This window comes from uncultured Psychrobacillus sp., assembly GCF_938022135.1.
Lineage (GTDB): Bacteria > Bacillota > Bacilli > Bacillales_A > Planococcaceae > Psychrobacillus.
In genome coordinates this window covers 1-11003 of sequence record NZ_CALIED010000092.1, presented here as the reverse complement: position 1 = coordinate 11003, position 11003 = coordinate 1, and the positions used below count along the sequence as shown (strand labels likewise).

Below are 11003 nucleotides of genomic sequence, written 5' to 3'. Positions count from 1 at the left end.
AAAAAAGACTGTAGGCAAACTCCAAAATTTTTGGAGTTTGTCTACAGTCTGAGGCATCCAATTATATAATAATTGAATGCCTCATGTTACTGTTATTTTATAGAGAAATGTATCTCAATGGATTCACTGAGTTACCAGCCATACCTTCCCAATATCCTAAATGGATTTCAAAGTGAAGATGTGGTCCAGTGGAATTACCTGTAGTTCCGATTGCTCCGATACGTTGACCTTTAGAGACAACTTGTCCAACTCCTACACCTATACTGCTTAAATGAGCATATAATGAAGTGAAAGTTTGACCATCAATAGAATGTGTCACCATAATTACATTACCGTATGTGCTTAAAGGTGATGCATACGATACGACTCCATCAGCAGCCGATAACACTGGTGTTCCAGTGCTGTTGGCAATATCTATACCATAATGCATTTTTCCTTTACCGTAGATTGGATGCATTCTGTATCCATAACCAGAAGTAAAGCTTCCTGATGCAGGTTTTGTCCAGTTACCAGCTGAAACGGCAGGAATCGCAGTTGAAGATCCGCTAGCAGCCTGCTGACGTTTACGTTCTGCAGCCGCTTTCTTCTTTTTCTCTTCTGCTGCTTTTCTAGCTATTTCTGCTTGACGCTTTTGCTCTGCAACAATTTTATCTTGTATTGCTTTATCTAAATTTAAAACTTCTTCATATTCTGTTTCCATCTGTTCTTTGTCTTCCAGAAGCTTAGCTTGTTCCACTTCTAGTTGATCTACTAATGTGCTCTTAGAAGATTTTTGACCATCTAAATTAGCTTTTAAGGAAACAAGCTGATTTTTACTTGCTTCTTGCTCTTGACGTTTCTTCTCTAGGCTTGCCGTTTGCTCTTCAAGTTCTTTTTTATCTTCTGCCTGCTCTTTTAGAATTTTACGGTCAGCTTCCATCAATGTATTAACTGCTGAAAAGCGGTCAATAAAATCTACAAAGCTATTAGCTCCAAGTAATACGTCTAAATAATTGACTGATCCACCACTAACTTGAACAGCTCTTATTCTTTCTTTTAGCAATTCATCGCGAGCTGCAATTTTCTGTTCTAACTCAGCGATAGAGGCTTTTAATGCTTCGATTTCGCTTGTAGTTTTTTCAATCTCATTTAAAACCGCTGAAATACTTTTTTCAGTTGCCATAATTTTATTATCCAACTCTTGAATTTGAGCCATAATTTGATCAATTTTAGACTCGTTAGTATCAATTTTTGTTTCAGTTTCTTTAATATTCGATTGAATAGTGCTCTTCTTTTCTTGGATGTTCTGTTTTTCTTTTTTAAGGTCGTCCAATGAATTGGCAAGAGCGCTTGGCGTGTTAAATAGTAGCGCTCCGGATGCAGCGATTGCAACAATACGCAACATCCATTTGGATTGTTTTCTCAAATCTTATTGCTCCTTTCAAGATACCTTCTTATACTCGTAAAAATTTTCTAACTGACATGAAACTACCCCAAATACCGATTAAAACTCCCATTAATAGAATTAATGCGTTTAACTGATAAATGAATGGGGAAAACTCTAGTAAATTAAATAAATTTCCTAGCTCTAATTTAGGCTGTAAAGCATTATAAAGATTATAGTAAAGCACCGTAACTAACGTGATTGGTACAATCGCTCCTAAAATACCAAGCCACATACCTTCTAATATGAAAGGGATACGGATAAACCAGTTTGTAGCTCCAACTAGTTTCATAATCTCTATATCTCGTCGTCTAGCAACAATCGTAATTCGAATAGTATTCGAAATTAAGAACATAGCTGTAAATAATAGAGCAAGGATCAACACTACGCCCACGTTTCTACCCATATTAAGTACAGAGAATAATCTTTCTATTTTACCTTCTCCGTAGCTGACCTCAAATGTGTTATCTAACTTATCGATTTCCTTCGCAATCGCTTCAGTCTCTTGAGGATCTACCGCTTTTGCATAAAAAACATTATGTAATGGGTTTTCTTGTTCATATAACTCTAAATCTGATCCAAAATCCATAACAAGTTTCTTTAGTTCTTCTCCCTTAGTCGCATATACTAGCTCTGCAACACCTGGAATATTTTTAATGTCTTCTTCCAGCTTGGTGATTTCTTCTTCACTTGCTGTCAATTCGACGTAAATTTTTACTTCTACGTCTCTTTCTAGGTCGTCTGCTACTTTATTTAAATTCATCATAATCATGACGAATACGCCTACCAGTAATAATGTAACGGTAACAGCACTGACGGATGCAAATGTCATCCAACCATTTCTGCTGATACTTTTTAAGCTATCTCTAAAGTGTCGTCCTGCTGTTCTAGCCTTCATATCCGTAATCTCCTCCGTACTCGTCTCGAGTGATTAAGCCACCCTCAACTACAATAACACGGTGTCGAATTGTATTTACAATTTCTCTATTATGAGTTGCCATAACAATTGTAGTTCCTCGGGAATTAATTTCTTCAAATGTGTTCATAATTTCCCATGAAGTTTCGGGGTCTAAATTTCCGGTCGGCTCATCTGCAATTACTAGTTTAGGAGTATTCACAATGGAGCGCGCTATAGAAACACGTTGTTGTTCCCCGCCTGATAGTTCTGTCGGGAACATTCTAGCTTTATTTTTTAGTCCCACTAGCTCCAATACATCCATTACTTTTTTCCGGATCACCTTAGGGGATTCCTCTATTACTTCTAAAGCAAAGGCAACGTTTTCATATACGTTCAGTCGAGGAAGTAGTTTGAAATCTTGAAAGACAACGCCAATCTGTCTTCTTAAGTAAGGAACATTTTTATTTTTTAAGGTTGCTAAATTCATACCATTGACTATAATCGTACCTGACGTTGGGCGTTCTTCTCGATACATCATTTTAATAAATGTCGATTTTCCTGCACCACTGGGTCCAACTACGTATACAAATTCGCCCTGCTTAATATTTACGTCAATCCCGTTAGCTGCAACAATACCATTAGGATATTTTTTATAGACTTTAGTCATTTCTATCATTTTATACCACCTAATTACTTTCTTTTATTAAATACAACAATGCTTATTATAACACTTGATGTCTTTCTTAATGTTACAAATAGATTTCATTTTGTAGGTAAATTTAGTCAGAAAAACTAAAATATTAGCGATTTTTCAGTTTTTTTAGTGTTTTTTACTCAGTTACAAAAGGACTATACCCTTTATTTCTACACTTTCTTTCATAATTCCTGCTATATTTTCTTGCCAGAGAAAATATTAACAACTACAGGTTTATTTCTCCAATATAGTTAACATTCTGTGAAAATCGACAAATAAAGCTATGAAGTTGGGATCGTTTCTTGGTGCGAATTTGGGATGTGATATGAGGGTCTTGTAATATTTATGGGATTTTTTGGACGAAATTGATTGAGTTTGGATAGGTATTGGAGATTAATGGATGATGATAGGTGCGGGTTTTGGGGATTTAGGTGACATTTTGCCGTTTTTATGTGCGTTTCGCTGGAGGTTAGGTGATACCTTCACTATGTTTAGGTGCGTTTGGCGTAGTTAGGTGCGGGTTCCTGAGTTTTAGGTGACACTTTGCTGTTTTTATGTGCGTTTCCCTGGAGGTTAGGTGATACCTTCTCTATGTTTAGGTGCGTTTTGCGTAGTTAGGTGCGGGTTCCTGAGTTTTAGGTGACACTTTGCTTTATTTATGTGCGTCTCACTGGAGGTTAGGTTACACCAGCACTATAATTAGGTGCTTTTTGCGTAGTTAGGTGCGGACTCTTAGGATTTAGGTGACACTCCGCTCTTTTTATGTGCGTTTCGCTTGGGTTTAGGTGATACCTTCTCTATGTTTAGGTGCGTTTGGTGGGGTTAGGTGCAGATTCCTGAGTTTTAAGTGACATTTTGCTTTTTTTATGTGCGTTTTACTAGGTTTTAGGTTACACCTTCTCTATGTTTAGGTGCGTTTTGCGTAGTTAGGTGCGGATTCCTGAGTTTTAGGTGACACTTTGCTTTATTTATGTGCGTCTCGCTGGAGGTTAGGTGATACCTCTAGAAACTAGTTAGAGTAATTCAACTATATGGGCGGATATCTCACCTTTATGGGACACCTTCACTTACTTTATGGGCGCTTTCCTCTTACTTATGGGACACTTCCCTCAACCCTATGGGCGCTTTTCAACTTTACGGGCGGATACCTCGCCTTTATGGGACACTTCCTTCTATGGGCACTGTCTTATCCCAACAAAAAAACAGCTACCGATAAAAGTAGCTGCTTGTCCACTATATTATTTTTTCTCCGCTAACCATGCAGCAACTGCTTCTGCATCAGCGCCTTCAATGATTTTACCCGGCATTGCGCCTCTACCATTTAAAATAACATTTAAGATCTCATCTTCTGATAAGCGAGAACCTACATCAGCAAGAGCTGGGAAATTACCTTGACCTTCTAAATTTCCGCCGTGACAGCTAATACATTTAGAATTTACAATTTTTTCAGCATCTACAGACGCGGTTTCAGTCGAATCAGTTGTACCAGTGTCAGTTGTGCCAGTATCTTTTGCTTCGTCGTCTCCACCGCCACAAGCAGCAAGCATAAGACCTGCTCCAAAGATAACAGCTAATAATTTTTTATTCATTTAGTTAACCTCCCTCAACATTATGAATGCACTCATATTATACCAAATTTAGTACCTTTTGAAACCTTCTCCTAATACCTCATAGGCATCAGAAACTATTACAAATGCAGTGGGGTCAATGGTTTGAACCACTTGTTTCATCTTTGTGAACTCAGTCTGATACGCCACCACCATAAGGATAGATTTCTCTTCATTGGTATATCCACCATATGCAGGTAGTTTAGTTACCCCTCGATCAATCTCCTTATAGATAGCATCTCTCATTTCGTCCTGTTTATTCGTAATGATATAAATCATTTTTGATTGGCTAAATCCTAGCTGCACAATATCGATTGTTTTAGTAGTTACAAATAAACCTATTAAAGCGTATAAAGCTTGTTCAATATCAAATACTACGGCAGCACTCAACACAATTAGGCCATCGATTAGTAATACACTTCGCCCCAAAGAAAATCCAGTATATTTGGTTATGATTTGAGCTGCTAAGTCTGTTCCGCCTGTTGACGCGCCGCCTCTAAAAACAATTCCTAAACCTAGGCCAACCGTAATACCTCCGAATAATGCACCTAACAAAGGATTATATGTCCATGGTTCCCAGCTTGCAGTTAGCAAAACTACTGCAGGTAAAACTAAGGTTCCTACAAAAGATTTAATCCCAAATTTTGCACCAAGAAATATTAAGCCTGCGATAAACAAAGGAATGTTAAAAGCATATTGAACAAGTCCAGGCTCCCAACCAAATACTCCTTTTAATATGGTACTTATCCCACTAACTCCACCAGAGGCAACCTGGTTTGGCAATAAAAAGACATTAAAACCAAGTGCTATGATAGCGGCACCAACGATTACGTAAAAGTAATCTCGAGCATTCGCCATCCAAGGAGAAATTTCTTTATGAACTCTATTATTTGTCGTAGTAGTCATTACTATTCCTCTTTCATGTAAATTCTTTTATTCAACCTGAAATAGTATAACAACAGAAAAGAATTTTGTGAACTTTAGCAAGATGGTGTATTAACAGGCTACTTGCACAAAATAAAAAAGCGTATCTAAATTAAATTAGATACACTTTTAGCTTCATCCATTACTTACTAATAGATTGTGCTTCCTTATAGGTTTCGTCGATATAATCCGAAATGGCCAGCTGATCCTCTGTGATATTGACTAAGGTTGCATTGATTTCCTCGACAGTAGCCGTGCTTTCTTCAATGATTGCAGCAAACTCTGTTGTACTTACATTGATGGATTCGCTGTTTTCAGCAATTGTTTCTATCTCTTTTAAATAGCTTGTTAATGATAACTGAAGCGTCTTCATCGTTTCAAACAGACCTTTGAAGGACTCATTGGATTGTTCCGCTGTTTCAGCTTGTGAGTGCGTTTGTGCTAACCCTAATTTCAGCTTTTGAAGAGCAGCCTCGTTAAATTTATTGACATTGTTAAGATTATCATCTATTTTCTCTACAGTTTGATTGGTTACCCCTGCAAGTTTTCGAATCTCTTCAGCTACTACAGAAAATCCTTTGCCATGCTCTCCGGCTCTGGCAGCTTCGATAGAGGCATTCAATGCTAATAAATTTGTTTGCTCTGTAATTTGTCGAATATCTTTAGCAAACTGATTTGTTTCATTAATTTTTTCGAACAAGTTTTGAAATGTTTCATTTAACTCTTCAAAAAAGATTGTAAATTGGGTAATATCTTTTGTCATTTCTGCCATCACTTTTGAGCCCTCTGAAGCATCTTGCCCAGCAGATTCTGCCTTTTGAACGATTAACTCTAAGTTGTTTGCCATTTCTTTTACTGAGCTGCTAGTTGCTTCCGTATTTCGTACTATATCAGACACATGATCTGCCTGACGTTGAGCACCAACACTCACTTCCCCTACTGCATAAAGCATTTCCTGCTGTGCAATATTAGCGGATTGTGTACTTGTGCGAATCTGTTCTAAATTGGTTGAAATAACATGAACTGCATTTTCCAACTTTTCATTCAAGATACTGTCTTCCTGGGCCTTAATAGCTGCATCCTCTGTTAGTTCTTGCATTCTATTAAATACAGATTTACTTTGAATAACCTGTAAATAGACACCTAATGCCATTATAAATTGAATATAAAATACGTTCACTGTTTGTCCATCAAATACATTAGGTTCATCATTTATAACATTTACAAATAAGGCAAAAGCGGAAAGAATATATCCATAAATAAAAATAAATTTGTCATTATGGATACTACTTAATACCAGAACGAAAAATGCCAAAATAATGGTTCCTAGACTGACTGTATTAAAATATGCAGTACTGCTAGCAGTAATCGCACCAAATAATATAATTATGTAAGGAAATATCTTAGCAATTTCAATTGACTTTGACTTTCTAGCAAGGAAATAAAAAATTATGGATATAGCAAATGGTATACCTATAGAAAAGATAATTGCTGATTCGGCCTTTATGAGAATTTGAACTAAGAGTCCTAATCCTACTGCGAGGGCATAAGCCAAATAAAGGATTGTATTTTTTCTTAGCAAATCCTTTTTTTTCAATTCATGCATGTTCATATTCTTTTCCCCAATCCCCATATAAAATAGTAAAAATCCCATACTATTTTATTATAGCATGGGATTTTTTACCGTCTATTAATTTATTTTAGAGCGTAAGTAGGCATGAATGAATGGGTCAATTTCCCCATCCACGACTGCATGGACATTTCCACTTTCCTCATTGGTACGGTGATCCTTAACCATGGAGTAAGGGTGGAATACATAGGAACGAATCTGGCTTCCCCATCCAATCTCTTTTTGTTCTCCACGAATTTCAGCAAGCTGAGCTTCCTGTTCTTCGATTTTTAATTGGTACAGCTTTGATTTTAAAAGCTTCATTGCGTGCTCACGGTTTTTGATCTGTGAACGCTCTGATTGGCATGTTACAACCGAGTTAGTTGGTAAGTGAGTGATACGGACAGCGGAGTCCGTTGTATTGATATGCTGACCACCTGCACCAGTTGCACGATACGTATCAATTTTCAAATCTTCTGTACGGATTTCAATTTCAATCTCATCCGTAAATTCAGGCATTACCTCACACGACACGAAGGACGTATGACGACGACCAGACGAATCAAACGGTGAGATACGCACAAGACGATGTACACCTTTTTCTGCTTTTAAGTAACCATAGGCATTGTGGCCTTTGATCAGTAACGTAACCGATTTAATACCTGCTTCGTCTCCTGGCAAGTAATCGATTGTTTCTACTTTAAAGCCACGTTTGTCTGCCCAACGCTGATACATACGTAAAAGAATTGAACCCCAGTCCTGAGACTCGGTTCCCCCAGCACCTGGATGTAATTCTAAAATAGCATTGTGCTTGTCATATTCCTCACTTAAAAGAAGTTGTAGCTCAAACTCACCAAGCGCTGCAGTAAATTCTTTCAACTCACTGCCAAGCTCTTCTTGTAATTCTTCATCCGGAACTTCTTTTAATAACTCTAACGTCATTTCTAAGTTTTCTTGTGTAGACATCAGGTTGTTGTATTGCTCCACTATGCCTTTTAAAGCGTTTAACTCATTGATGACCTTTTGAGCTCCTTGGGAATCATCCCAAAAGTCAGGAAAAGTCATTAATTCCTCTAGCTCTTGTATACGAACCTCTTTGTTTTCTAAGTCAAAGAGACCCCCTAAAGTCATTTAACTTGCCCGCCGTACGGTCTAATTCATTTCTTACAACTGAAATTTCTATCATTTTTTATTTCCTCCGAATATCTCTATTATCTAACTGCTCCGTGGCAATTTTTAAACTTTTCTCCACTACCACATGGGCATGGTTCGTTACGTCCTACTGTTGCTTGCTTGCGAACAGGTTTTTTCTTTACAGGACCGCCTTCTTCTTTTGGATTTACAGCTTGCCCTTTTGCTACCTCTTCACGCTCTAGGTTGTTACGAATTTCTGCTTTCATCGCATATTTAGCAACATCTTCTTGGACTGACTCAACCATTGCCTCGAACATTGCAAAGCCTTCACTTTGATATTCACGAAGCGGATCTGTTTGACCATATGCACGTAAGTGAATCCCTTGGCGAAGCTGATCCATTGCATCAATATGATCGATCCATTTCGAGTCAATTGAACGAAGCAGTACAACTTTTTCAAATTCACGCATACGTTCAGCTGTCATTTCTTCTTCTTTTGCATCATAGAAGGAGATTACTTCTTCTTTAATCTTCTCAATAACTTCTTCTTGAGAAAGATTTTCTAAAGTTTCTTGCGTAATAACACCCTCTGGAAGCATATTCGCTTGAATATAATCCTCTATCGCTTTGTAATTCCACTCTGCTTTATTTTCCGCGTTAGTGTGCGTAGTTACAAGACGTTCAATAACAGCGAAAATCATGGTTTCCACTAAGTCACGCATGTTTTCTGTTTCCAGAACTTCATTACGCTCTTTGTAGATGATTTCACGTTGCTGACGTAATACATCGTCATATTGCAGCAATCGCTTACGAGAGTCAAAGTTGTTACCCTCTACTCGTTTTTGAGCAGATTCTACCGCACGTGACACCATTTTAGATTGGATTGGTTGTGAATCATCCATACCCATCTTAGACATCATATTACGCATATTATCTGAACCAAATCGACGCATTAGTTCATCTTCCATAGAAAGATAGAATTGTGTTACCCCTGGATCTCCTTGACGTCCTGAACGACCACGTAGCTGATTATCAATACGTCTAGATTCATGACGCTCTGTACCAATAACAGCTAACCCGCCAACTTCTAGTACCCCATCTCCAAGTTTGATATCTGTACCACGTCCAGCCATGTTAGTGGCAATCGTCACAGAACCAAGGTGTCCAGCTGTTGCAATTATTTCTGCCTCATGCTCATGGTTTTTTGCATTTAATACATTATGCTTAATGCCATGCTTTGTTAACAGCTTGGAAATGATTTCAGAAGTTTCAATGGCAACCGTACCAATCAGTACTGGCTGACCTTTTTTATTTCGTTCAGCAATATCTGCAGCAACCGCTTCAAATTTCCCATTCATAGATGCATAGATTAAATCGGCACGATCATCTCTAGCAATTGGCTTATTCGTTGGTATCGCTATAACATTCATATTATAAATGTTACGGAATTCCTCTTCCTCCGTTTTAGCTGTACCAGTCATCCCTGACAGCTTGTCATACATACGGAAAAAGTTTTGGAACGTAATTGTAGCCATGGTCATGGATTCATTTTGAACCTCTAACCCTTCTTTTGCTTCAATAGCTTGATGCAAGCCATCACTATAGCGACGACCTTTCATCAAACGTCCAGTGAAGGAGTCAACGATTACTACGTCCCCATCTTGCACCACATAATCTACATCTAGATGCATAGAAACATGCGCCTTTAAGGATTGATTAATCGCATGGTTTAAGCGAACATGGGTTAAATCAAACAAGTTATCTATACGGAACGCCTTTTCAACTTTTTCCACACCTACATCAGTCAAAGTAACACCTTTTGTTGATTCTTCGTACGTGTAATCTTCTTCCTTCGTTAACGTACGAACAAAAGCATTGGCTTGCATATATAAAGCTGCAGCTTTGTTAGCCTGTCCTGAGATAATTAAAGGAGTTCTTGCTTCATCGATCAAAATCGAATCGACCTCATCAATTACCGCATAATGAAGCGGACGTTGTACTTTTTCTTCTTTATAAAGCACCATGTTGTCACGAAGATAATCGAAGCCAAGCTCATTATTGGTTGAATAAGTTACATCAGCAGCGTAAGCTTCACGTTTTTCATCTTTAGATAGAGAATTTAAATTCAATCCTACCGTTAAACCTAAGAAATTATATAATTTACCCATCTCTTCAGCATCACGACTAGAAAGATATTCATTGACAGTTACTACGTGTACGCCTTGTCCACTTAACGCATTTAAATAAACAGACATCGTGGAGGTAAGTGTTTTACCTTCCCCAGTTTTCATCTCTGCAATATTACCCTCGTTTAATGCAGCAGCACCCATAATTTGTACTCGGAAAGGATACAGTCCAAGTACTCGTCTAGCGCCTTCTCGCGCAACAGCAAATGCTTCTGGTAGAAGCTGGTCTAATTTCTCTCCACCGGCAAGTCTTTCACGGAATTCAACTGTTTTTGCACTTAATGCTTCATCAGAAAGAGCTTCCATCTCTCCTGCTAATGCTTCTACTTTATCTGCGATTTTTTCTAATCGTTTTAACTCGCGTTTATTTAAATCGAATACTTTATTCAGAACGTTAAGCATATTATATTCACTTCCCATTTAGTCTTACTCTCCATTTTACCATTCGTTACATAGTCACGCAAATGAGTAACACAAGAAAAGCGCAACCGCCTATCTCTGCCCCGACAGGCAAATGGAGAAAAGCGA

At 37.9% G+C, this 11003-nt stretch carries 8 protein-coding genes; all 8 read right to left on the bottom strand.

Annotated elements, in window-relative coordinates:
• Positions 1-97: 97 nt before the first annotated feature.
• On the bottom strand, positions 98-1405 hold the full coding sequence (locus Q0371_RS19105; protein WP_298474268.1) for a M23 family metallopeptidase: 1308 nt from the start codon (positions 1403-1405) through the stop codon (positions 98-100).
• Between the two features lie 28 nt (positions 1406-1433).
• A complete protein-coding gene (gene ftsX / locus Q0371_RS19100) occupies positions 1434-2321 on the bottom strand; it encodes a permease-like cell division protein FtsX (RefSeq protein ID WP_298474265.1) in 888 nt (295 codons plus the stop codon).
• Positions 2311-2997, bottom strand: a complete 687-nt coding sequence (ftsE, locus tag Q0371_RS19095; protein WP_169361051.1) for a cell division ATP-binding protein FtsE — start codon at positions 2995-2997, stop codon at positions 2311-2313. Before ftsE ends, ftsX begins: the two co-directional genes overlap by 11 nt.
• Positions 2998-4253: 1256 nt before the next feature.
• The gene (cccB, locus tag Q0371_RS19090) at positions 4254-4604 is read right to left on the bottom strand and encodes a cytochrome c551 (protein WP_298474259.1); all 351 of its coding nucleotides are present in this window, start codon (positions 4602-4604) and stop codon (positions 4254-4256) included.
• A 48-nt stretch (positions 4605-4652) separates the two neighbouring features.
• Positions 4653-5480, bottom strand: a complete 828-nt coding sequence (locus Q0371_RS19085; RefSeq protein WP_298474273.1) for a YitT family protein — start codon at positions 5478-5480, stop codon at positions 4653-4655.
• Positions 5481-5688: 208 nt separating this feature from the next.
• Positions 5689-7158 (bottom strand): methyl-accepting chemotaxis protein, encoded by a 1470-nt coding sequence (locus Q0371_RS19080; RefSeq protein WP_298474257.1) that lies wholly within the window; start codon positions 7156-7158, stop codon positions 5689-5691.
• A gap of 78 nt (positions 7159-7236) precedes the next feature.
• A protein-coding gene (gene prfB / locus Q0371_RS19075; RefSeq protein WP_169358855.1) for a peptide chain release factor 2 occupies positions 7237-8338 on the bottom strand; the annotation gives its coding sequence in 2 pieces (ribosomal slippage) (positions 7237-8265 and positions 8267-8338; 1101 coding nt in all).
• Positions 8339-8366: 28 nt separating this feature from the next.
• The gene (secA, locus tag Q0371_RS19070; protein ID WP_298474271.1) at positions 8367-10877 is read right to left on the bottom strand and encodes a preprotein translocase subunit SecA; all 2511 of its coding nucleotides are present in this window, start codon (positions 10875-10877) and stop codon (positions 8367-8369) included.
• Positions 10878-11003 lie beyond the last annotated feature (126 nt).